Source organism: Janthinobacterium sp. Ant5-2-1 (genome assembly GCF_001445815.1).
Classification (GTDB): domain Bacteria; phylum Pseudomonadota; class Gammaproteobacteria; order Burkholderiales; family Burkholderiaceae_D; genus Janthinobacterium; species Janthinobacterium lividum_E.
This window is the reverse complement of record NZ_LNCE01000178.1, coordinates 1-23,569: the sequence shown is the minus strand read 5'-3', so window position 1 is coordinate 23,569 and position 23,569 is coordinate 1. Positions and strand designations below refer to the sequence as shown.

21 protein-coding genes are annotated in these 23,569 nt (G+C 61.6%); 1 reads left to right on the top strand and 20 read right to left on the bottom strand.

The genetic code is table 11. From position 1 onward, the window contains the following. Positions 1 to 32: 32 nt before the first annotated feature. From ASN89_RS27430 to ndk, 16 genes are all read right to left on the bottom strand, one after another. Entirely contained in the window at positions 33 to 578 is a 546-nt protein-coding gene (locus ASN89_RS27430) for a phosphoribosyltransferase (RefSeq protein WP_034752020.1), read from the bottom strand. A gap of 66 nt (positions 579 to 644) precedes the next feature. Then, positions 645 to 1,958 (bottom strand): adenylosuccinate synthase, encoded by a 1,314-nt coding sequence (locus ASN89_RS27425; protein WP_034752021.1) that lies wholly within the window; start codon positions 1,956 to 1,958, stop codon positions 645 to 647. A 3-nt stretch (positions 1,959 to 1,961) separates the two neighbouring features. Beyond that, entirely contained in the window at positions 1,962 to 3,122 is a 1,161-nt protein-coding gene (locus ASN89_RS27420) for an ATP phosphoribosyltransferase regulatory subunit (RefSeq protein WP_035820702.1), read from the bottom strand. Positions 3,123 to 3,391: 269 nt separating this feature from the next. Then, complete coding sequence (gene hflC / locus ASN89_RS27415) at positions 3,392 to 4,279, bottom strand: protease modulator HflC (protein ID WP_046685707.1); 888 nt, start codon at positions 4,277 to 4,279, stop codon at positions 3,392 to 3,394. Continuing rightward, on the bottom strand, positions 4,279 to 5,571 hold the full coding sequence (gene hflK / locus ASN89_RS27410; RefSeq protein WP_058051418.1) for an FtsH protease activity modulator HflK: 1,293 nt from the start codon (positions 5,569 to 5,571) through the stop codon (positions 4,279 to 4,281). Before hflK ends, hflC begins: the two co-directional genes overlap by 1 nt. Positions 5,572 to 5,573: 2 nt before the next feature. Beyond that, complete coding sequence (hflX, locus tag ASN89_RS27405) at positions 5,574 to 6,797, bottom strand: GTPase HflX (RefSeq protein ID WP_046685708.1); 1,224 nt, start codon at positions 6,795 to 6,797, stop codon at positions 5,574 to 5,576. Positions 6,798 to 6,911: 114 nt separating this feature from the next. Beyond that, positions 6,912 to 7,148 (bottom strand): RNA chaperone Hfq, encoded by a 237-nt coding sequence (gene hfq / locus ASN89_RS27400; RefSeq protein ID WP_008450615.1) that lies wholly within the window; start codon positions 7,146 to 7,148, stop codon positions 6,912 to 6,914. A 241-nt stretch (positions 7,149 to 7,389) separates the two neighbouring features. After that, entirely contained in the window at positions 7,390 to 8,736 is a 1,347-nt protein-coding gene (der, locus tag ASN89_RS27395; RefSeq protein ID WP_034752028.1) for a ribosome biogenesis GTPase Der, read from the bottom strand. Positions 8,737 to 8,740: 4 nt separating this feature from the next. Beyond that, the gene (gene bamB, locus ASN89_RS27390; protein ID WP_046685709.1) at positions 8,741 to 9,886 is read right to left on the bottom strand and encodes an outer membrane protein assembly factor BamB; all 1,146 of its coding nucleotides are present in this window, start codon (positions 9,884 to 9,886) and stop codon (positions 8,741 to 8,743) included. A gap of 85 nt (positions 9,887 to 9,971) precedes the next feature. Beyond that, positions 9,972 to 10,640, bottom strand: a complete 669-nt coding sequence (locus tag ASN89_RS27385) for a YfgM family protein (RefSeq protein WP_046685710.1) — start codon at positions 10,638 to 10,640, stop codon at positions 9,972 to 9,974. Between the two features lie 54 nt (positions 10,641 to 10,694). Beyond that, positions 10,695 to 12,056, bottom strand: coding sequence for a histidine--tRNA ligase (gene hisS / locus ASN89_RS27380; protein ID WP_046685711.1), 1,362 nt, complete (start codon positions 12,054 to 12,056; stop codon positions 10,695 to 10,697). 66 nt (positions 12,057 to 12,122) lie between these two features. Then, a complete protein-coding gene (ispG, locus tag ASN89_RS27375; RefSeq protein ID WP_046685712.1) occupies positions 12,123 to 13,397 on the bottom strand; it encodes a flavodoxin-dependent (E)-4-hydroxy-3-methylbut-2-enyl-diphosphate synthase in 1,275 nt (424 codons plus the stop codon). A gap of 38 nt (positions 13,398 to 13,435) precedes the next feature. Next, positions 13,436 to 14,347 carry a helix-turn-helix domain-containing protein gene (locus tag ASN89_RS27370; protein ID WP_321166445.1) on the bottom strand — a complete coding sequence of 304 codons (912 nt, stop codon included), beginning with the start codon at positions 14,345 to 14,347 and terminating at the stop codon, positions 13,436 to 13,438. Between the two features lie 67 nt (positions 14,348 to 14,414). Further along, positions 14,415 to 15,191, bottom strand: coding sequence for a type IV pilus biogenesis/stability protein PilW (gene pilW, locus ASN89_RS27365; RefSeq protein WP_046685714.1), 777 nt, complete (start codon positions 15,189 to 15,191; stop codon positions 14,415 to 14,417). Between the two features lie 11 nt (positions 15,192 to 15,202). After that, entirely contained in the window at positions 15,203 to 16,378 is a 1,176-nt protein-coding gene (gene rlmN, locus ASN89_RS27360; RefSeq protein WP_034752035.1) for a 23S rRNA (adenine(2503)-C(2))-methyltransferase RlmN, read from the bottom strand. Between the two features lie 125 nt (positions 16,379 to 16,503). Beyond that, on the bottom strand, positions 16,504 to 16,920 hold the full coding sequence (ndk, locus tag ASN89_RS27355) for a nucleoside-diphosphate kinase (RefSeq protein ID WP_034752036.1): 417 nt from the start codon (positions 16,918 to 16,920) through the stop codon (positions 16,504 to 16,506). Between the two features lie 221 nt (positions 16,921 to 17,141). On the opposite strand from ndk, the gene ASN89_RS27350 reads away from it, so the two are divergent. Next, the gene (locus tag ASN89_RS27350) at positions 17,142 to 17,828 is read left to right on the top strand and encodes a Bax inhibitor-1/YccA family protein (protein WP_034752039.1); all 687 of its coding nucleotides are present in this window, start codon (positions 17,142 to 17,144) and stop codon (positions 17,826 to 17,828) included. A gap of 61 nt (positions 17,829 to 17,889) precedes the next feature. On the opposite strand, the gene ASN89_RS27345 is transcribed toward ASN89_RS27350, so the two are convergent. The 4 genes from ASN89_RS27345 to ASN89_RS27330 all read right to left on the bottom strand — a co-directional run bounded on the left by ASN89_RS27345 (position 17,890) and on the right by ASN89_RS27330 (position 23,201). Further along, positions 17,890 to 18,735: a LysR family transcriptional regulator gene (locus tag ASN89_RS27345; protein ID WP_058051416.1), complete on the bottom strand. Its 846-nt coding sequence runs from the start codon at positions 18,733 to 18,735 to the stop codon at positions 17,890 to 17,892. Positions 18,736 to 18,747: 12 nt separating this feature from the next. Next, positions 18,748 to 19,920, bottom strand: coding sequence for a cyclopropane fatty acyl phospholipid synthase (cfa, locus tag ASN89_RS27340; protein WP_235502105.1), 1,173 nt, complete (start codon positions 19,918 to 19,920; stop codon positions 18,748 to 18,750). Between the two features lie 228 nt (positions 19,921 to 20,148). After that, positions 20,149 to 21,195, bottom strand: a complete 1,047-nt coding sequence (locus ASN89_RS27335; protein WP_082654782.1) for a cupin-like domain-containing protein — start codon at positions 21,193 to 21,195, stop codon at positions 20,149 to 20,151. A gap of 77 nt (positions 21,196 to 21,272) precedes the next feature. Further along, a complete protein-coding gene (locus tag ASN89_RS27330; RefSeq protein WP_268766409.1) occupies positions 21,273 to 23,201 on the bottom strand; it encodes a glycosyl hydrolase family 18 protein in 1,929 nt (642 codons plus the stop codon). Positions 23,202 to 23,569: the final 368 nt, after the last annotated feature.

The following is a 23,569-nucleotide window of genomic DNA, read 5'->3' as shown; positions in this document are numbered from 1 at the left end:
CGATCGTCTTTTTTTTGCAAGCGCGCACGCAATTACTTGCCTGCTTCGCCCTTCTTGATCCACGCCGCCAGCTGGTGCGGACGCAGGCCATCGTAGTCTTCGAATGGCTGGTGGATCCACGGATTGTGCGGCAGTTCGTCGAGGAAGTAGTCGGGACGCACGACGGAGCAGCCCTTCAGCCAGATCACGGCCGATTTGACTTCGGTCACGTCAGGGAAGTTTTCCTTCAGGTGACGCGTGACCTTGTCCAGCGTGACGCCCGAATCGGCCAGGTCGTCGACCAGCAGGATGCGGCCGGCCAGCGGGCCCTTGGTCATGGTCATGTACTTGGCGATATCGAGGTCGCCGCGCACCGTGCCCGCGTCTTCGCGGTAGGAGCTGGTCGACAGGATGGCCAACGGCAAGTCAAAAATGCGCGAGAAGACGTCGCCGGGACGCACGCCGCCGCGCGCCAGGCACAATACCTGGTCGAATTTCCAGCCCGATTCGTAGACCTTGAGCGCCAGGCGCTCGATCAGGCGGTGGTATTCTTCCCAGTTGACCCAGAGGTGTTGATCGTTCGATTGTGGGGTAGTCATGATAGTGGAATCTTATTATTAGCGTGATTAAAAAAATCCGCCTTGCGGCGGATTGTGTCCAGCAGCTTATTCGAATGGGTGACGCAGCACGATCGTTTCTTCACGATCCGGACCGGTCGAAACCATGTCCACCGGCACGCCGACCAGTTCTTCGATGCGCTTGATGTAAGCGCGCGCCGTTGCAGGCAGGGCCGCCAGCGATTTCGCGCCGACCGTGCTTTCCGTCCAGCCCGGCATCTCTTCGTACACCGGCACGCAACGGGCGGCTTCTTCAGCGCCCGATGGGAAGATGTCCGTGGCCACGCCGTCGATGGTGTAGCCGGTGCACAGTTTCAGCGTTTCGATACCGTCCAGCACGTCCAGCTTGGTCAGGCACATGCCCGTCACGCCGTTGATCTGCACGGAGCGGCGCAGCAAGGCGGCGTCGAACCAGCCGCAGCGGCGGGCACGGCCCGTCACGGTGCCGAATTCATGGCCGACTTGCGCCAGGTGGTGGCCGACGCCCGCATCCGTTGGCAGTTCCGAAGGGAACGGGCCGGAGCCGACGCGCGTCGTGTAGGCCTTGGTGATGCCCATGATGTAGTGCAGCATGCCAGGACCCACGCCCGAACCGGCGGCGGCATTACCGGCCACGCAGTTCGACGAGGTGACGAACGGGTAGGTGCCGTGGTCGACGTCGAGCAAGGAACCCTGCGCGCCTTCGAACAGCAGGTTCGCGCCGGCCTTGTGCGCCTTGTACAGCGCGCTCGACACGTCGGTGACCATCGGACGCAGACGCGGCACATAGGCCAGCGCGTCGTCGAGGGTCTTCTGATAGTCGACCTTCGGCGCCTTCAGGTAGTTTTCCAGCACGAAGTTGTGGTAATCGAGGTTTTCGGCCAGCTTTTCGGCAAAGCGCTTCTCGTTCAGCAGGTCGGCGATACGGATCGCGCGGCGCGCCACTTTGTCTTCGTAGGCCGGGCCGATGCCCTTGCCCGTGGTGCCGATCTTCGCATCGCCACGCTTGGCTTCACGCGCCAGGTCGATCGCGGTGTGGTAAGGCAGGATCACAGGCGCCGCGTCCGACACTTTCAGGCGCGAAGCGACTTCGACGCCGACAGCTTCGAGCTTGTCGATTTCGCGCAGCACGTCAGGCACGGAAACGACCACGCCGTTACCGATGTAGCAGGCGACGCCTGGACGCATGATGCCCGACGGGATCAGCTGCAGCGCGGTTTTGACGCCGCCGATGACCAGCGTGTGGCCTGCATTGTGGCCGCCCTGGAAGCGCACCACACCTTGGGCGTGATCGGTCAACCAATCGACGATCTTGCCTTTACCTTCATCGCCCCATTGGGTGCCGATGACAACGACGTTCTTTGCCATAATTTTCTTTGACATCACTTAACCTAAGTTTTTAAGAATCCAGCTACTACCATTATCGGCAAGTACCAGCACGCGATCGCACTCGAACTCGTCTTGTTCATTACTGTGACCCGGCATACTCTGGATCACGACCTCGCCCGCCTTGCGCAACTCGGCGATTTTTTCCTTCAATTCTGGCGCGCTGCCCCATGGGGCGCGGATCGAATGCTTCCGTTCCGCCGTTGGCAGCAGGCGCGCCAGTTCGCGCAAATCGAGCGAGAAGCCGGTCGCGGGACGTGCCCGGCCGAACGCTTCGCCGACGTGGTCATAACGGCCGCCGCGCGCAACCGCGTTCGGCAAGCCAGGTACATACAGCGCAAACATCGCGCCACTTTCATATTGGTAGCCGCGCAGGTCGGCCAGGTCGATCGCCACTTCGGCGCGGCCCAGTGCCGATCCTGCCAGCGCGGCCAGTTCGGCCAGCGCCTTCAGCACGCCCGGCAGCGGCGGCAGCACTTCGCGCGCACGCGCCAGCACGTCGATGTCGCCATACAGGTTCGGCAAGGCCAAGAGCGCATCGCGCGTGACGGCATCGTAGGATGCGGTCAGGGCGCGCAGGCCCGGCGCATCTTTCGCGCGCAGCAGGGTGTACAGCGCAGCTTCGTCACGCACGGCGGCGGCGTCTTGCGCAATGATAGCGCGCAACAGGCCGACGTGCGACAAATCCAGGCGGACGCTATCGAAACCGGCCAGTGCCAGCGAAGCGAGCGCCAGTTCCTGGATCTCGGCATCCGCTTCCAGGCCGGCGTGGCCATAGATTTCGGCGCCGATCTGCAGCGGTTCGCGGGTGGCGTGCAAACCCGACGGACGGGTATGCAGCACGCTGCCGGCGTAGCACAGGCGGGTCACGGTGGCACGGTTCAGCAGGTGGGCGTCGATGCGCGCCACTTGCGTCGTCATGTCGGCGCGCAGGCCGAGCATGCGGCCAGACAGCTGGTCGACCAGTTTGAACGTGCGCAGGTCGGTATCCTTGCCAGCGCCAGTCATCAGCGATTCCAGATACTCGAGCAGCGGCGGCATCACCAGTTCATATCCGTACAGACGGAAATTATCCAGCATGAGGCGGCGCAGCTCTTCGATCTTGCGCGCTTCCGACGGCAGAACATCGGCAATATTTTCGGGCAAAAGCCAATTCGGCATGAGGGAGCGAGATACGGAAGAAAGTTGAAAAATGCATCATGCGAGGCAGCGGCGGGCGCGCCAGGCAAGAGGCCGAACCTGATATTTTACGCGAAAACACGGGCCTTTAGGGATAAGTTGTCCGAAACGCTGCCGCGCAGCCCTAAAAACACCGCATTTTACGCCTTCCCGCAACAACCTGACGGACACAAAAAAACGGGGCCGGCAACGACGCCGGCCCCGCTCATGCTGCACCCGGTCTTGCGGCCGGGGGCAGTGTCGATGCTGTTTTACTTCTTGGATGGAGCGGCCGTGCCGTTACCCTTGAAGTACTTGAAGAATTCCGAACTCGGATCGACCACCATCACGTCGCCCTTGTCCTTGAACGTGGCGCGGTAGGCTTCCAGGCTGCGGTAAAACTTGTAGAACTCCGGATTCCGGCCAAACGCTTCCGCATACACTTGCGATGCCTTGGCGTCGCCCTCGCCGCGGATCTTCTCGGCTTCGCGGTACGCTTCGGCCAGGATCACCGTGCGCTGCTTGTCGGCGTCGGCACGGATTTTCTCGGAGTCGGCCGAACCGGTCGAACGCAGCTCGTTGGCCACGCGCACGCGCTCGGACTTCATGCGTTCGTACACCGAGTTGTTGATCTGCTCGACGTAATCGACGCGCTTCAGGCGCACATCGACGATGCCCACGCCGATGGCCTCGGCCTCGGCCGCCACCTTGGCCTTGATCGCCTGCATCACCTTGCCACGCTCGCCCGAGATCACTTCGCGCACCGTGCGCTTGGTGATTTCATCATTCAGCGCAGCCTTGACGATTTGCGACATGCGGTTGCGGGCGCGGCTTTCATCACCGCCAAAGCTGCGGAAATAGGTCTTCGGATTGACGATGCGCCACTTCACATAGGCGTCGACGAGGATATTCTTCTTCTCGGCCGTGATGAAGCGCTCCGGCTCCGGCGTGTCGAGCGTCAGGATGCGCTTGTCCAGGTAGATGACGTTCTGGAACGGCGGCGGCAGCTTGAAGTACAAGCCTGGTTTGCTGATCTCGTCCTTGACTTCACCCAGGGCGAAGACGATGGCGTATTTACGCTGATCGACGACAAACACGGTCGAGGAAAGGAGCATGATCGCGATAAAGCCCGCGATCAGGGCGGCGACGATACGGTTCATTAGCGGCTCTCCCGTTCACGCGAAGAGCGGCTGTCGCGACGCGAATTGACTTCTACTGTCTGCATGGCTTCCTGTGGCATTACGGTATTGGCTGCGGGTGCGGCCGCTGTGGTGCGCGCTGCCGCGGCCGAGGCGTCCGACGCCGCCTGCTGGGCGATCAACTTGTCGAGCGGCAGATACAGCAGATTGCTGCCCGTCTTGGCGTCAACCATGACCTTGCTGGCACTGCTGAACACTTGCTGCATCGTTTCCAGGTACATGCGGTCGCGCGTGACGGCCGGCGCCTTCTGGTACTCGACCAGCACCTGCTTGAAGCGCGACGCATTACCTTCGGAGTTCTCGGTCACCATGGCCCGGTAGGCCTCGGCTTCCTGCACCAGGCGGAATGCCGCGCCGCGTGCTTTAGGAATGACGTCATTGGCGTAAGCCTGGCCTTCATTCTTCTGGCGCTCACGGTCCTGGCCTGCCTTGACGGCATCGTCGAAAGCGGCTTGCACCTGCTCCGGCGGCTGCACGGCCTGCATCGTCACGTTGTTGATCAACACGCCAGACTTGTAATCTTCAAGAATCTGCTGCATCAATTTTTGCGTGTCGAAGGCCACTTTTTCACGGCCTTCATACAGCACGAAATCCATCTTGCTGCGGCCGACCACTTCGCGGATCGCCGTCTCGGCGACCTGGCGCAAGGTGTCTTCCTGGTCGCGCAGGCTGAACAGCCATTCCACCGGATCTTTCAAGGTGTACTGCACCGCGAACTGGATGTCGATGATGTTTTCATCGTCCGTCAGCATCAGCGACTCGCTGGCCTGCTTGTTGCGCAGCGACGTGCGATAGCCAACTTCCACCGTGCGCACCTGCGACACGTTGACGGTTTCATCTGTCTGGAACGGATACGGCCAGCGCCAGTTGAGACCGGCCGGCGCCGTGCGCGTGTATTGGCCAAACGTCAGCACGACGCCACTCTGGCCCTCTTGCACGATGAAGGCGCCGCTGGCGAGCCAGATGAAGACGGCGATCACGCCGACCACGCCGGCCGTGATGCCTGCACCCTTCATGTCGGGACGCGGACCACCGCCGCCGTTGTTATTGCCGCCGTTGTCGGGACGGTTCTTCTGTCCGAAAAAGGCGTTCAGGCGCTGATTGAAATCGCGCCACAACTGATCGAGGTCCGGCGGACCTTCGCCGGGCTTTTTGCCTTCTTGGGCTTTCTTGCCGTCGTCCTTGCGATTGCCCCAGCGGGGATCGTTCAGGGACAACTTCAAGCCTGTTTTTTTGAGTAGGGAGACAAGCATAACTATCGTGTTCCGACTTGGGAGTGGGTGGAAATCCTATCGTCCTCGCCAGGCTCTTCGTCCTGGTCCGGGGCGGCGCCATCGTGCTGGTCGTACTGACCGTCAAACTGATCTTCCTGCGGTGCTTCATCGTTCTGATACAGGTGGGCCGAACGAGGCGCCTTCCTGGCCATCTCGACAATCGCATCGCGCAGCAGGTCGAGCCCACTGCCCTTCTGCGCACTGACGAACACGCGACTGATCGTAGCATATTCATCGCGCTCCACCGAAGGCTCCAGCCCGGCCGCATCGATCTTGTTCCACACGAGGATTTGCGGAATATGATCGGCGCCGATCTCTTTCAAGACCAGGTTGACCTGCTCGATCTGCTCCATGCGCACCGGCGACGCGGCGTCGACGACGTGCAGCAGCAAATCGGCATGGATGGTTTCTTCGAGCGTGGCGCGGAAGGCGGCCACCAATTGGTGCGGCAATTCGCGCACGAAGCCGACCGTGTCGGAGATCACCACGTTGCCCACCTCCTGCCCCAGGTAAACCCGGCGCGAGGTGGTGTCGAGCGTGGCGAACAACTGGTCGGCGACATACACGCCGGCCTTGGTCACGGCATTGAACAGGGTCGACTTGCCGGCATTGGTATAGCCGACCAGGGACACCGAGAATGTGTGATTGCGGCCGCGCGCGCGGCGCTGCGTTTCGCGCTGCTTGTGCAGCTTTTCCAGACGGGCGCGCAAGGCCTTGACGCGGTCGCCGATCAGCCGGCGGTCGGTCTCGAGCTGCGTCTCGCCGGGACCGCGCAAGCCGATACCACCCTTTTGCCGCTCAAGGTGGGTCCAGCCGCGGATCAGGCGCGTGGCCAGATGCTGCAGCTGCGCCAGCTCGACTTGCAGCTTGCCCTCGTGGCTCTTGGCGCGCTGCGCAAAGATGTCGAGAATCAGGCTGGTACGGTCGAGCACGCGCACATTCAGGCGCTTTTCCAGATTGCGCTGCTGGGCAGGTGAAAGGGCATGGTTGAAGATAACGATTTCCAGGCCATCGTTGACGACGACGTCGCCAATTTCATCGGCCTTGCCGCTGCCGACGAAATACGCGGAATCGGGACTGGAACGCTTGGCCGTGATGGTGGAAATCGGGTCTGCGCCAGCCGAACGCGACAACAGCATGAGTTCCTCCATGCTGGCGGCAAAGTCGCTGTGACCGAAGTCAACTCCGACTAGTGCCGCGCGCATGATGGCATCTGATGAGTTGCGGCGGACGCCGACGCCGATGCAAACGCATCAGCGCCGCTGGCGCGGACGGGGGCGATGGAGGGTGAAAGGCGCTGGGCCGTCAAGCTCAACGCTTTACTCCGCTTCAGATTCAATATTGAGATTGACGGCACGGGCCGGCACCACTGTCGAGATGGCATGCTTGTACACCATCTGTGTCACCGTATTGCGCAGCAATACGACATATTGATCAAACGATTCGATATGGCCCTGCAATTTAATGCCATTGACCAGGTAGATCGAGACAGGAACATGCTCTTTGCGTAATGCATTGAGGAATGGGTCTTGTAACAGTTGCCCTTTGTTGCTCATAACAGCTCCGTTGTTTATGTTGTTGTGTAAGAATTGGAGGCGACTCGCTTGATTTCAAGTGCTCTCACACCTTTCAAAGAAAGAAAGATGCGTCATAGCTACTGTAACCTGTTTTCGCGATCGCTGTCGCGCATGGCGCATTAACACTTTATTATTTTCGTGCAAACAGCCATTAAATGTCTGTCGGCGCCGCATTATCTCCGCGGCGCCTTAATATGCACTTAATTCAGCCGTTAACTATTTACTTGCTAGGCGTGCGTGCAAACGGGTTTTTACCCGTACGCAGTTCGATGCGCAGCGGCGTGCCGACCAGGGCAAACGTATCGCGGAAATGTTTTTCCAGATAGCGTTTGTACGGATCGCCAACGGCGTCGAGCGCATTGCCGTGAATAACGATCACAGGCGGGTTCATGCCGCCCTGGTGCGCATAGCGCAGCTTCGGACGGATCGAGCCCTTGCGGCGCGGTTCCTGCTTCTCCACGGCCTCGATCAGGGCGCGCGTCAGCTTCGGCGTCGACAGGTCGCACATGGCGGCCGCATACGCGGCGTTGAGCGACTTCATCAGTGGACCGATGTTGGTGCCCTTCAGCGCCGAAATGAAATGCATCTGCGCGAACGACAGGAAATCGAGCTTGCGGTCGATATCGATCTTGATCTCGTCGCGCTCGTGCGATTGCAAGCCATCCCATTTATTCACGGCCACGACCAGCGCGCGGCCCGATTCCAGGATAAAGCCGGCGATATGCGCGTCCTGCTCCGAGATATCCTGCTGCGCGTCGAGCATCAGCACGACCACGTTGGCTTCGGAAATCGACTGCAGCGTTTTCACCACCGAGAATTTCTCGATCGCTTCAAACACCTTGCCGCGGCGGCGGATACCGGCCGTGTCGATCAGGGTGTATTGCTGGCCATCGCGCTCGAACGGGATTTCGATCGAATCGCGCGTCGTGCCCGGCATGTCGAAGGCGATCACGCGCTCTTCGCCCAGCAAGGTGTTGATCAAGGTCGACTTGCCCACGTTCGGACGGCCGACGAGGGCGATCTTGATGCCGCGGTCGGTCTTTTCCAGCTCTTCAGGCTCATCCGGACGCTGCGCGAACGCCAGATCCAGCATCACTTCGACGAGGTCGTTGACGCCGTCGCCGTGCGCCGACGAGATCGCATACGGATCGCCCATGCCCAATTCATAGAATTCGGACACGACGGCCGTGTAGCGCATGCCTTCGCTTTTGTTGACCACCAACAAGACCGGGCGACCGCTCTTGCGCAGGAAGTCGACGATGGTCTTGTCATGCGGGGTCAGGCCTTGACGGCCGTCCACGATGAACACCACCACGTCGGCCTCGGCCACGGCCTGCTTGGTCTGCAGTGCCATCTGGTGCATGATGCCTTCCTTGGCGACGGGTTCGAAACCACCCGTATCGATGACGAGGAAGGGACGTTCGCCGACACGGCCTTCGCCATAGTGACGATCGCGCGTCAACCCAGGCAAATCCGCCACCAGCGCATCGCGCGAGCGGGTCAGACGATTGAATAAAGTCGATTTCCCAACATTGGGTCGACCTACTAGTGCAATTACCGGCTTCATTGTATTACTCGACCGCGAGAGCGGTCACTGTCCCTGATTGGGTTTGAAAAATCAAATTCGAACCGGCAACAACGGGAGCCGAAACAATCGGGCTACCATCGGTGCTGACACGACCTATTAATGCGCCATCTTCCCGTGACAGGAAGTGGATGTAACCTTGATAGTCGCCCACGGCGACGCTGCGGCCGTAGGAGGCCGGCGTCGACAGGCGGCGGCGCGCCAGCGCCTCATTCTTCCAGGCGCTCTGGCCGCCTTCGCGGCTGAACGCCACGACGGCGCCCTGGTCATCCGCGACAAACACGAAACGCTGGTCGACGGCCACGCCCACATCGGACGAGATCGGCTTGGTCCAGCGCGGCACGCCCGTGGCGGCATCGAAGCAGCCCGCCTTGCCCTGGTAGGTGACGGCGCACACTTCGCCTTCGTACACCACCGGCGTGCCGGCGATGTCGGAGACGCGCTCCAGTTCGGTAGCGCCGCGCGGTTCGCTGACGACGATCTCCCAGCGTACCACACCGGTCGCTGCCGTCAGTGCCAGCAGCTTGCCGCCAGGCTGGGCCACGTAGATGTTCGCACCGCCCAGCACCATGCCCGGCGCATTGCGCAGGGTCAATGCCGGCGTGGCGCGCTGCACCGTCCACTTGCGCTCGCCCGTCTTGGCGTCGAAGCCGACGATGCGGTTGTCGACGCTGCGTACCACGACCACGCCCTGCCCCACGACGGGCGCCGTCAATACTTCGCTGGATGCCTGCGCCTTCCAAAGCTGCTTGCCATCGGCGTCAAACGCCAGCACGGCGCCCTTGGCGGCACCGACGGCCACGACCGTGCCATCGCTGCCGGCACTCGCGGTGATATCGCTGCCGGCCTTGACGCGCCACGTTTCACGGCCGCTGGCCGCATCGAGGCGCGCCAGCGCGCCATCGGCGCTGACCACGTACAGGCTGTTGCCGGCCAGCGCAGGCGTAAACGCGTACACGCCGGCCTTGCCGATCGAATACTTCCAGGCGTCGCGCACGGCGATGCTCGATTTTAACTCGACCAGCTTGGCCGGTTCGACTTTCGGATCTTTCGAAGCGAACGGGTTCCACGACGAGCAACCGGCCATCAGGGCCAACAGACTTGCAGCTACCAGCTTTTCAGTGACACGCATAAGTGTTATCCAACCTTTTTCTTGTACTTGTAAGGGCAAGGCAGACGGCGCATAACGCCACCCGGCCACGCCATCAGTGTTCCTGTCAGGCGGCAGCCTTGTCAGCCTTGGCTTTGTCTTCCGGCACCGTACCGCCGATCGCTTCCAGTTTGACTTGGATCAGTTGACGGCCTGGATTGTTCTTGTCCGTCGCAGCCAGTGCGGCCAGGTAGGCCGTGCGGGCATCGGCCAGCTTGTTTTGCGCCACCAGGATGTCGCCCTTGCGGTCGGCCACGGCGCCGGCAAATTGCGCCACGGAAGCCGTTGCCAGCACTTTCAGCGCTTCATCGTAGGCTTTTTCATCCAGCAGGACGCCTGCCAGGCGCAGCTTGGCGATGGACTTGTACTCTTCCGTGCCATGCTCGGCCACCCATTGCAGCTGGGTCTTGGCCGTTTTCAGGTCGTTCGCATCGAACGCCACCTTGGCCGCGGCCAGGGCGCTCATCTGCGCATACGCCGTGCCGCTGAAACGCGACTGCATGTCGCCGGCCGCGCGCATCACCTTGGCCGTGTCCTTGGCGGCGATGGCGTTTTGCAGTTCGTCGTACAGCTGGCCCGCTTGCGCAGCCTGCGTGCGCTGGTAGTACTGCCAGCCAGCCCAGCCGCTGTAGCCTGCCAGCGCCACGATCAGGACCCAGGAGGTCAGATTGCCATTGCGCTGCCACCAGGCCTTGAGGGTTGCCAGTTGTTCTTGTTCTTCGTGATCGTATGCCATGGGTCGTCAGTTTTAATGAGTAGTTGATCGAGGGTAGAACGGTCTTGCTGCAAATCAGTGGTGATGATGCACGTGGCCGCCAGGACCGTGGTCATGGCCGCAATCGTGGTCGCCGATGATCTGGTCCACCACATAATCGACGACATCGTCGAACGGCACCGTGTTCTGCTGCGCGCCCGCATCGGCTTCGCGCATGGCTTTCACCGTCGCGACGTTGTTGGCGATTTCATCATCGCCCATGATCACGGCAAACGCCGCGCCGCTGGCATCGGCCTTTTTCATTTGCGTCTTGAAGCTGCCGCCACCGTTGCTCGCTGCGCAATGTAGCACAACGTCCAGGCCCGCATCGCGAATCCGCTCTGCCAGCACGAACGCTTGCAAGCCTGCCTGCTCGCCCTGGTGCACCAGGTAGACGTCGCACTGGGCTGGCTGTTCCGGCTCGGCCGCGTCCTTCATCAGCAGCACCAGGCGTTCGACGCCCATGCCGAAGCCGACGGCTGGCGTCGATTTGCCGCCAAACATTTCCACCATGCCGTCATAGCGGCCACCGGCGCAGACCGTGCCTTGCGCGCCCAGCTTGTCGCTGACCCACTCGAACACCGTGCGGTTGTAGTAATCGAGGCCGCGCACCAGGCGTGGATTGATGATGAATGGAATATTGTTGTGGTTCAGAATCTTCTGCACGCCGTGGAAATGGGCCAGCGATTCCTCGCCCAGGTACTCCAGCAGCTTCGGCGCGCCATTGACCAGATCCTGCATGGCAGGATTCTTGGTATCCAAAATACGCAGCGGATTGCTGTGCAGGCGGCGCTTGGCTTCCTCGTCGAGCAGCTCGCTGTGGCCTTCCAGGTAGGCGATCAGGTCGGCGCGGTGGCGCAGGCGCTCGGCCGCGTCGCCGATCGAGTTCAGTTCCAGGCGGATGCCTTCCAGGCCCAGGTCATCCCACAGGCGGCGGGTCATCATGATCAGCTCGGCGTCGATGTCCGGGCCCGTAAAGCCGATGGCTTCCGCGCCGAACTGGTGGAACTGGCGGTAGCGGCCTTTCTGTGGACGCTCGTGGCGGAACATCTGGCCCTTGTACCACAGGCGTTTCGGGCCTTCGTAGACGAGGTTGTGCTCGACGACGGCGCGCACCACGCCGGCCGTGCCTTCAGGACGCAGGGTCAGGTTGTCGCCGTTCATCGAATCGGTGAACGAATACATTTCCTTTTCCACGATATCGGTCACGGCGCCGATGGCGCGCGCGAACAATTTCGTTTCTTCCACGATCGGCGTGCGGATCTGCTGGAAGCCATAGCTTTGCAGCACGGATTGCGCCGTGTTTTCAAACAATTCCCACAGCGGGGCGTCGGCTGGCAGGATATCGTTCATGCCTTTGACTGCTGTGATCTTGTCGAGCTTTTTATTTTCGGACATAGTGTTCTTCTTTGCTTTAACTTGATTGCCGGATGACGCGCGTAGCGCTAATCCGACCTACCTGACCTACGCCGTTGCCGTGGCGGCGGCGCCGTAATGGCTTTTAACATAATTGAGGACGATGTCCTGGAATTCCTCGACGATGCGTTCGCCGCGCAAGGTGACGACTTTTTCGCCGTCGACAAATACGGGCGCGGCAGGCGACTCGCCCGTGCCGGGCAGGCTGATGCCGATGTTCGCATGCTTCGATTCGCCGGGGCCGTTGACGATGCAGCCCATGACGGCCACGTTCATCGCTTCCACGCCCGGATACGATTTCTTCCACTCCGGCATCTGCTCGCGCAGATACGTCTGGATGTTGTCGGCCAGCTCCTGGAAGGTGGTCGACGTCGTGCGGCCGCAACCGGGACAGGCGATGACCATGGGCGCGAACTTGCGCAAGCCCATGGTTTGCAGGATTTCCTGGCCGACAATGACTTCACGCGTACGGTCGCCGCCCGGTTCGGGCGTGAGCGAAATGCGGATGGTGTCGCCGATGCCCTCTTGCAGCAGCACGGCCAGAGCCGCCGTCGAGGCGACGATGCCCTTGCTGCCCATGCCCGCTTCCGTCAAGCCCAGGTGCAGCGGATAGTCGCAGCGCTGCGCCAGTTCGCGGTATACGGCGATCAGGTCCTGCACGCCCGAGACCTTGCACGACAGGATGATCTTGTCGCGGCCCAGGCCCAGCTCTTCGGCGCGCACGGCGTTTTCAATGGCCGACGTCACCAGCGCTTCATACATGACGGCTTGCGCCGGCCACGGTTCGGCGCGGCCCGCGTTTTCATCCATGATGCGCGCCAGCAAGGCTTGATCGAGGCTGCCCCAGTTCACGCCGATGCGCACCGGCTTGTCGTAACGGCAAGCCGCTTCGATCATTTGCGCAAATTGCGTGTCGCGCTTGGCGCCCTTTCCCACGTTGCCCGGATTGATGCGGTACTTTGACAGCGCGCGCGCGCAATCGGGGTAGTCGTTGAGCAGGGTATGGCCGTTGTAGTGAAAATCGCCCACCAGCGGCACGTCGATGTCCATCTTGTCGAGCTGTTCGCGGATGTAGGGGACGGCCGCGGCCGCTTCCGGACGGTCCACCGTCAGGCGCACCAGCTCCGAACCGGCACGCGCCAGTTCCTTGATCTGGATCGCCGTGCCGATGGCGTCCGCCGTATCCGTGTTCGTCATCGACTGCACCACCACGGGGGCGTCGCCGCCCACCCAGATCTGGCGCTGGCCGTGCGCGATCAGCACCTTGCGGCTGTCGCGGCGGCCGGATGGACCGGAGCCGATCGCTGTTTTCGAGGTAGCCATAATATTATCTTCTGAGTTTGCTTGAACGGTTACTGCAATTATTTGATGCTGACGCGCGAGATCGTGCCGCCGGCAACGGTCGGCAGCTCCAGCTTGGCGCCGCGCAAGGTTGCCTGCACCACACCGGGCTTGCCCACCACCAGGGTGGCCGGACCCGTGATATCGAAGGTTTCCGTGCTGCCCGCCTTGACCATGCGCGAAATCAGCGGCGCGCTGCCAGGGCGGCGGATTTCCACCCAGGAATCCTGCTCCACCTTCAGCACCAGCGCATTTGCGCCCACGGCAGGGGCGGCAGCAGGCGGCGTGACGGCAGTTGTCGCCGGGGCTGGCACGGCCGCTGGCGGCACGGCGGCGGCCGGCGCCGAAGCGATGGCGGCAGCCGGTGCGCCCGTCTGCGTATCGTTGCCTGGTGGCGGCGGCACGGAAATCAGGGGCACGGACGGCGACTGCACGGGCGTCAAATCCTGGCCCGGCTTGATCAGGGTCGTTTCCACGGGGCCCACTTCCGCATGCGATGTTTCTTTCCCGGCTTGCGAAGACAGCAGGCTGGCCGGCACGTAGCCGAGTTTATACGCACCAAAGGCGGCCGCCACGACGACGGCCACGGCGCCGGCGATCCACAGGGGAGTCTGGTTCGACGAGCGCTGCGTCATCGAGGGGAAGCGCGATTCGGAAAACGTGGCGGAAATTTCACGCCGCACGGGCGCGGCCGGGTCTTGCGCCGGTGCCGGGTGGACTTCGATCATGGCCACCAGCGGCGCCGCGTCGAGGCGCACCACCTTGGCGTAGGCGCGCACGAAACCGCGCACCACAGCCAGGTTCGGCAAGGCCGCCATGTCGCCCTCTTCCAGCGCGATCACCTGGCGCGGCGCCAGCTTGAGCTGGTCGGCCACCTGCTCTACAGGCCAGCCCAGCGCTTCGCGCTGCGCCTTCAACTGTGCACCTGCCAACGCAAGATTGCCCTGGGGCTGCTGCTGAGGCGTTTCTGCCCACTCTGAATTCATTGGTATCCCTGTCTCACTCATCAAACGCCCCATTTTGATAAGCAGCATATTCGGGGGAGCCGGAATGGTGGTTGCGCAAATGCGCTCCCAGGCCAGCTTCCGCACCCGCATCCCCGAGCTTATGCTGCACCTTGATCCCGAGCCACAGCACATCGGCCGTCTGGCTCTCCATTGTCGCTACTTTACCGAGCCGCTCAAGGTAATGAGCCGCTTGCCGGTAGTCTTGCTGTTGGTAATACACGCGCACCAGGCCGGCATAGGTGATTGCCGCGCCAGGTGCGATGCGCTCCGCCTTGAGCCAGTAGCTGGCGGCGCGCGGGTAATCTTTCATGACCAGGCTGCACGCGGCCGCATTATGCAGCGCCAGTTCGGGCGTGCCATAGGCGGCATCTTGCAATGCGGCATCAAAATACGCCAGCGACTGCGCCTCGCGCCCGGTCTGGCACAGAAACAGGCCATAATTATTGCTCAACTCGGGATTGTGGGGCGCAAGGCGCAATGCGTAAAGAAAATCTTTTTCAGCAGCGACAGGTTGGCGCAGAGCGGCAAAAATCAGGGCGCGCATGCCGCGCACCTGCGCGTTGCCCGGCACCAGCTGGACCGCCTGCTCCGCTTCGGCCAACGCCACCACAAACTGGTCTTGCATATAATAGGCGCTGGCCAGCTGCAAGCGCAAGGCGGCGCGCTGCTCGACAGATGCGGCTTGCTCCTTGTCCGCGGTGGAAGCACAGCCGGCAAGCAGCACGCCCAGGCTGACAACAGCCGCGGCAAGTATGCCAGGATAAGCCATGCCTCCCCGCATCAGGAGCGGATCTCCACGATCTTGCCGAAATTGGCGCCAAATTTCTGTTGATATTCAGTCATCTTTTCCATGCGTTCCTGCACCCGGGTGCGGTCCTTGACTTCGCCAGCCAGCTGGCCGCAGGCCGCATCGATATCGTCGCCGCGCGTCTTGCGCACGGTGGTGATGATGCCGCCATCCATGAGCACTTGGGCAAAAGCCTTGATGCGCGGGTTTTTCGAGCGGAACAGGCCCGACTCGGGGAAGGGGTTGAACGGGATCAGGTTAAACTTGCAGTTCACGCCGAACTCGCGGTCTTGCACCAGCGCCAGCAGTTCACGCGCGTGCTCGTCGCTGTCATTGACGCCGTCGAGCATGCAGTATTCGAAGGTAATGAAATCGCGCGGGGCGAATTCCAGGTAGCGCTTGCAGGCCGCCATCAATTCCTTCAGCGGGTATTTCTTGTTCAGTGGAATCAAACCGTCGCGTAAGGCGTCGTTCGAGGCGTGCAGCGAGACGGCCAGGGCCACCGGCACTTCCTGCGACAGCTTGTCCATCATCGGCACGACGCCCGACGTCGACAGGGTCACGCGGCGGCGCGACAGGCCGTAAGCGTTGTCGTCGAGCATCAATTTCAGGGCCGTGACGGTCGGCTCAAAGTTCAGCAGGGGCTCGCCCATGCCCATCATGACCACGTTGGTGATCTGGCGCTCGCCTTTCGGGCCCGGCTCGATGCCCTTGGTGCGGCGCAATTCGAATTCCGCCATCCACAGCTGGCCGATGATTTCGCCGACACTGAGGTTGCGGTTGAAGCCCTGCTTGCCCGTCGAGCAGAAACGGCAGTTCACGGCGCAGCCGGCCTGGGTCGAGATGCACAGGGTGCCGCGGTTTTCTTCCGGAATGAACACGGTTTCCACGGCATTGCCATTGCCCACGTCGACCAGCCACTTGCGCGTGCCGTCCGTCGACGTGTGGTCGCTGATGATGGCCGGGGCGCGCACTTCGGCGCGCGTGGCCAGCTTGTCGCGCAGCGACTTGGCCAGGTCCGTCATGGCGTCGAAGTCGGAGGCGCCGAACTGGTGTATCCAACGTTGCAATTGTTTCGCACGAAACGGTTTCTCTCCCAACTCGGCGCAGTAGGCGATGAGTTGCGCGGGATCGAGGTCCAGCAAGTTGGTGAGGGTCGTCGTATTCATGATCTTGTCTATTCTAAAAATCCGTCCCCGCGCGCATTCGGAGCGAAAACTCCACAGCGCAGCGGGAACAGGGGGTGATAAGTTATTTCACAGATAACGCCAGGAAATAACGTTATCTAAGGCAATTAAGCCTTCAGTTCTGGGAAGAAGTAAGCGATTTCCACTTTAGCAGCTTCGACAGCGTCGGAACCGTGTACGGCGTTAGCGTCGATCGAATCGGCGAAATCGGCGCGGATCGTGCCTTTTTCTGCTTTCTTCGGATCGGTCGCGCCCATCAGGTCACGGTGGGCCAGAACGGCGTTTTCGCCTTCCAGGGCCTGGATCATGACTGGACCGGAAACCATGAAGTCGACCAGATCCTTGAAGAAGCCGCGCTCTTTGTGCGCTGCGTAGAAACCTTCAGCTTGTTCGCGCGACAGTTGGGTCATGCGTGCTGCAACGATTTTCAGGCCAGCGTTTTCAAAACGCGAGTAGATTTGACCGATTACGTTTTTTGCAACTGCGTCTGGTTTGATGATCGACAGGGTGCGTTCGATTGCCATGTGTGAAAACTCCAATAAAAAGTAAGGTTTAAAACGGTAAATTGAGAACTCAATCAACCTTTGATTTTACCATACTCCACCCCATATCACCCAGACAGGCAGGGGGCATCTTGCCGCCCTGCTCCTGTTTAATGAAATCTTAAGCTGCTTTTTTGGCAAATTCCGCCCCCCATGCTATCCTTGGGTAAAGTAGTAATTTGAATTGACAACACGGAGGCACTATGAATCAGAACATGCAACGCACCTTTGACCTGTCGGGGGGCATGCAGCAAGTCCGCCATCAGGTCTTGCGCAACACTTACTGGCTGCTGGCGCTGTCCATGATCCCGACCGTGCTGGGCGCCTTCATCGGCGTGCAAATGCATTTGCCGATGCTGACCGGCGGCATGGGCTTCATCATCTTCATGGCCGTCGCATTCGGCTTCATGTACGCGATTGAAAAGACCAAGAACTCGGGCCTCGGCGTCGCCGTCCTGCTGGGCTTTACCTTCTTCATGGGCCTGATGCTCACGCCTATCCTGACGCGCACGCTCGGCTACTCGAACGGCGGCATGCTGATCATGACGGCATTCGGCGGCACGGCCACCATCCTGGCCGTAATGGCGACGATCGCGACGGTCTCGAAGCGCGACTTCTCGGCCATGGGCAAATGGCTGTTCGCCGGCGTGATCGTGCTGATCCTGGCATCGGTGGCGAACATCTTCCTGGGACTGTCGGCACTGTCGATCGTGATCTCCATGGTTGCCATCGCCATCTTCTCGGCCTACATCCTGTATGACGTGCAGCAAATCATCAACGGCGGCGAGACCAACTACATCTCCGCCACCCTGCGCATCTACCTGGACGTGTACAACATCTTCACCAGCCTGCTCTCGTTGCTGGGTTTCGCTGGCGGCAGCCGCGACTAAGCGCTGCGATTGAAACAGCAAAAAGCCGACCCTCGGGTCGGCTTTTTTACGTCTGTCGAAGCTACTTGATTCTCTCCGCCACCTCGAGCAGGCAGGCACGGGCCCGGTCCAGGGTCGGATTGTCGCGCTGGGCCGCGTAGACGGCGTAGGCGGAATGCGAGAATTCGGGCGCGTCGCGCACGCGGTGCAAGAGACCCGCGTCAAGATAGGGTTGCGCACTGCCGATGCGAAAATAACTGGCGCCGCCCACTTCCAGCAGGTAGACGAGGGCCAGCGGCCCCAGTGAGATCGACACGGGCGGGCTGCTCAGCTCCGGATACGTGGCCTGGTGATTGGCCGCGAAGCTGGGCCCCCAGTCCACATACACGTACGTATCGGCATGCATCTGGCCGTCGGCGCGCGTGGTCACCATCACCAGCTTTTCCTCGGCCAGCAGTTCGCTGGCCAGGCCCGGGCGCTGGGGCGGGTTGTACAGCACGGCCAGGTCGAGCGAGCCGTCGTGCACGGCGTCGAGCAGGCGCGCGGGGCTGTCAACTTCCGCGCGCAGGGCGATCTCGGGACAGTCGCGGCTCATGCGTATCAGCCAGTCGCCCAGCAGCGGCGGCCACAAGCTCAGTTCGCAGCCGATGCTGACGGCGTCGTCGCGCCCCGGCGGCAAGGCCACCTGGTGGCGCGCCCGCTCCCACACCTGCACCATGGTGGCCGCATGGCGCATGAAGCGCTCGCCGGCCGACGTCAGGCGCGCGCCCGCCTTGTTGCGCACGAACAGCTGGCGCCCCAACTGCTGCTCCAGGGTGCGGATGCGGGCGCTGACGGCCGTCTGCGTCACGTGCATGCGTTCGGCCGCCATGATGAAGCTGCCGCAGGACGCCACTTCGAGGAAGGTCCGCGCTTGATTGATATCCATCAGTCCATGATATCAGCTGATACGAGCATACCCTCCCAGCACACCCTGCTTCGACAGCATCCACTGCCACAGCTGCAGGTCGCGCGCGCGGAAGGCGCCGGCGCAGGACAGCAGATAGTAGGACCACATGCGGTGGAAGCGCTCGCCCAGCCGGGCGGCAAAGCGCGGCCACGCCTGCTCAAAATTGGCGTGCCAGGCCATCAGGGTCTTGTCGTAGTCGGCGCCGAAGTTGTGCAAGTCTTCGGCCACGAACAGATCGTCCATGGCGTCGCCGATCTGGCCGATCGACGGCAAGTCGCCATTCGGGAAAATGTATTTGTCGATCCACGGGTCGCACGTGGAATGGCGCTTGTTCTTGCCGATCGTGTGCAGCAGGAACAGGCCGTCGTCTTCCAGGCAGCGGTGCGCCACTTCCATGAAGGCGCGGTGGTTCTTGTGCCCCACGTGCTCGAACATGCCGATGCTGACGATGCGATCGAATTTTTCATCGATGTCGCGGTAGTCCTGCAAGCGGAAGTCCAGGCGCTCGCCGCCCGGCATGCTGCGCGCATACGCGGCCTGCTCTTGCGAGATCGTCACGCCCACGCATTGCACCTGGTATTTTTCCGCCGCATAGCGCATGAAGCTGCCCCAGCCGCAGCCGATGTCGAGCACGCGCATGCCCGGTTCCAGGCACAGTTTGCGGCAAACCAGATCGAGCTTGGCTTCCTGCGCCTCGGCCAGGTTGCCCGCATCCTTCCAGTAGCCGCAGGTATAGGTCATGCGCGGGTCGAGCATGGCCGCATAGAAGGCGTTGCCCAGGTCGTAATGCTCCTTGCCCACCGTCCAGGCGCGACGCTCCGTCTGCAGGTTGAACAGGCGTGCATACAAGACGTGAAAAGCCAGGCGCATGGGGCGCACGTCGTCGGCCACCCGGGCGCGCAGCAGATGGCAAAAGAATTCGTCGAGCTGCTGCGCATCCCAGTCGCCGTCCATATAGGCCTCGCCCAGGCCCAAGTTGCCGCTGGCGAAGGCGCGCTCCGGCACGCCCGGTTTGCGCAGCTGCATGTCCCAGGCGGCGCGGCCATTCAGATGGATGTCGGCCCTGGCCAGCAGCTCGGCCGCTTCGCGGGTCAGCCGCGTGTCGAGCCGAAGTTCGGCACTACCTGCTGCTTGCTGTAACTGTGTCATTTGCTGCGTGTTCATGCCCTGCCGCCTCCAGATGTTGTCGGTGCTGGCGCCGCGCCAGCCATCAAATTATCCGCCCGCCATGAGCATCTGGATAATGAAACATCGTGGCTATTCATATCAAAATAATTGCTGCAAAATGATTTGAATCAATTATTTTATGGAAATATCTGATACAAGAAGCGCACCGTAGCATGAAAAAAGCCGCCCATAAGGCGGCTGTTCGCGGCCATCTTGGCCCCGCCATCAGAAGTCGTGATTCGATGGATACTTGCTGTAAAAATCGTTATCCCATTTGAAGTTGGTAAACGCCACCGTCATCGATACGTCGAGCGCTTCGACGAAATGCCAGCAGCCGACGGGCAAAAACAGGATCTCGCCCGGCGCCAGCACGCATTCGCGCACCTGCACGTCGGCCATCAGCGGATAGCGCCGCACGTCGATGTCGCGCCCGTCGACTGGCGTAAAACAGTGGCGCTGGTTGTACACGCGCGCCACCTCGCAGGCGGCCATGATGCGCAGCCGCTTGCGCCCTTTGACCTGCGCCATGAAGTTGTTCGTCAGGTCGTGGTGGAATGGCGTCACGGTGCCGGCCGGGCCGAACCATAAAAATCCCGTGGGGCCGCCATCCTGCTTCAGGTATTCGGGCAGTTGGCCGATATCGTCCCACAGCTCGCGCAGGGCTTGCCGGTTTTGCGAATCGTTATTCGCCGTCATGTAGAAATCGTTGGTCGCACCGCCGCCCTCGACCAGGCTCGCGTACTCGCCAAACGCCATCTTGCGCTTGTGGGCCACGCTGTTCATTTCGTACTGATCGTCCGCCTCGCGGCCGAACTGCACTTCCACTTCGCGCTGCGCGTAATGCGCGCGGAAATAGGCGGGGCTCCACTTGGCCATGGCGGGCCAGTCGTCCATCATGCCCGTGATGATGACGGGCTGGTTGGTGGAGTAATACTCGTCCAGGAATTCCTGCGCCGTCAATTTGTCGCGGCGGGGAATATCGCGGTCGCGCAGCTGGTTCAGCTTGCGCTGGATGTCGATCACCCAGTCGCGCTTGGCCAGCCGGTTCGACAGGCGCACGGCGCCGGCAAGATACGGGCTTTGCAGCGCCAGCTCGATTTCGCGGCGCGCCAAGGGCTCCGCGATGCCCGCCTTTTGCAGCACCGGCATCAGCGCCGACGGATGACTGCCCAGCATGAGGTTTTCCGCGATCCAGCTGCGCCACTCGCGGCTCAGCTCCTGTTCCGGCTGCTGTTCTTTCTGCTTGACTCCGAATGTCGATACCGCCGCCATCGCCCGTCTCCTGTTTTTTATGTGAACAAGCGGCCGGGCAGCAATGCCGCCCGGCCGCCTCCTACTCTAGCGCAGTATTACCGCACTTTCCACACCTCGGTCGCCAGCACGCCATTCGCGTCGCCATCGAGTTCCCACGAGAACGCGCCGCGCAAGCCCTGGTCCTTCACGTATTTCACCTTGGTGCCGATGACGGTCGGGTCATCGTAGCTCCACCACTGGCCGCCCGCGCCCGTGTACAGGTACAGCTGCTTGGTCACGGGATGGTAGTAGCGCGTGCCGGACTTGGCGACGAGGATTTTATAGTCCTCGATGCCCGACTCGTACGTGCCCGGCGCCATGCCCGTGGCTGCCTGGTACAGGCCATCGCCATTCGGCCCCGGCGCCACGCCCGTCCAGCCGCGGCCATAGAACGGTATGCCCAGCAGCAGCTTGTCGCGCGGCACGCCGGCGGCAATCATGTACTGCACCGCCTTGTCGCCCACGTATTCGCGCGCCATGCCCGTCGACGGATCGGCAGGGTCGGCAAACAGCTGGGCGTTGAAGTTGGTGCTGTTTTCCCAGCCGCCGTGGAAGTCGTAGGTCATCAGGTTGATCCAGTCCATGTACTGCGAGTACAGGGCCGGTTCCGTGTTGTCGATCTTGTCCTTGCCGGCGCCGACAGCCGCCGTCAACAGGTAGCGCTTGCCGTTGGCTGCACCGAGCGCATCGAGCTGGCTGCGGAATTCCGCCATCAGCAAGGTGAAGTTGCGCTTGTCGTTGGGGCTGACCGTGTTGTACGGCTGTCCGCCGCCGACCGGATATTCCCAGTCGATGTCGATGCCGTCAAAGATGTTGGCCGCCGCACCCACGCCGCCGCGACCGCCCTGTACCGGCAGGTTGCCCTTGATGTAGATATCGATGCACGAGCGCACCATCTGCTTGCGCAGCGCATCGGTGGCCGAACCGACGGAGAAGTTCTTCGACCAGCTCCAGCCGCCCAGCGAAATGAACAGCTTCAGGTTCGGGTGCGCCGCCTTCAGCTTTTTCAGCTGCAGGAAGTTGCCCGACAGTGGAGCGTCCCATGGAATGACCTGGCCATCGACGGTGCGCTTCGGCGTGCGGATGTAGTCGGCCTCGGCATCGCCGCCCGTGCCCGCGTCCGGCGCGTTCGGATTCGTCGCGCCCGGCTCGGCCTTGGTGATCATGCCGCATTCATAGCCGCCGTTTTTCGGATAGATATTGCCGAAAGCGTAGTTGATGAAGGTCAGCTTGTCGGCCACGCCGCTCGTGTGCACGTTTGCCACTTCATAGTCGCGGCCATACACGCCCCACTGCGCGAAGTAGGAACCGACTTCGCGGCCCGTTGGCGTCGGCGTTGGAGTTGGTGTCGGCGTTGGAGTAGGTGTCGGCGTCGGTGTCGGTGTCGGTGTCGGTGTCGGTGTCGGTGTCGGTGTCGGCGTAGGGGTCGGCGTGGTGCTGCAGATCTCCTGGCTGGTCCATGGCTTGCCCGTGCCGGCGGCGCCGCTGCTGGTCGACGGGTTGTCGCCCTGCGTCCAGTAGTTGGCGCGGTAATTCGTGCCCGCATAGCTGACGGTGGCGCCCGCGCTGTAGGCCGTGCCGGCCACCCAGGCCAGTGCGCACGTGCCGCCGGTTGGCGTCGGTGTCGGGGTGGGCGTTGGGGTCGGAGTTGGATTCGGCGTCGGTGTCGGGGTTGGCGTTGGGGTGGGAGTAGGTGTCGGGGTCGGCGTGGTGCCGCCGTCGCAGGTGCCGCCGGCGCTCCACAGGCTCGGTGTGGAAACGGGATTCCAGCCGGAGCCCACGTGATCGGTCTGCGTTACCAGGGCCGTGTAGTTGGCGCCCAGATAAGTGACCACGGTGCCCGCGTTATACGTGCCGCCCTCTTGCCACGGCACGCAAGCGACCACCGTGCTGGCCGCCAGCAATTGCGAGCCGCCGGGTGCGCTGGCGTCGCCGCCACCGCCGCATGCCGCCAGCACGCCACCGCTGGCCAGACATACCATCATGTTTCTGATTGTTTTTTTGAGTATTAAATTTTCCACGTTGTCTCCTGTTCAGGTTTGCAGAAATGCCACTCTGCTTCGTAAATAACTACCCTGTGATCTTGTTTTTTTGCAGTTGCAAGAACAGCATGCTGCTGAAAAAATAGGCGGTCAAGTGGTTTTGAAGTGGCATCAAAGTGAGTAATACCACTTCGAGCAAAAAGCGCAGCGGCAGGTGCAAACGGCGTGTTGTCCTACTGGACAATGAAAAAACGGCAGAGGGAGAATGGAAAAAGACGCTGGATCGGGAAAAGTCAGACCAGTTTTATAACACGGCGTAAGTGGTATTGAGGTAGCTTGTTGCACCGCTGAACGCGGAAGCGGCGGGGGGC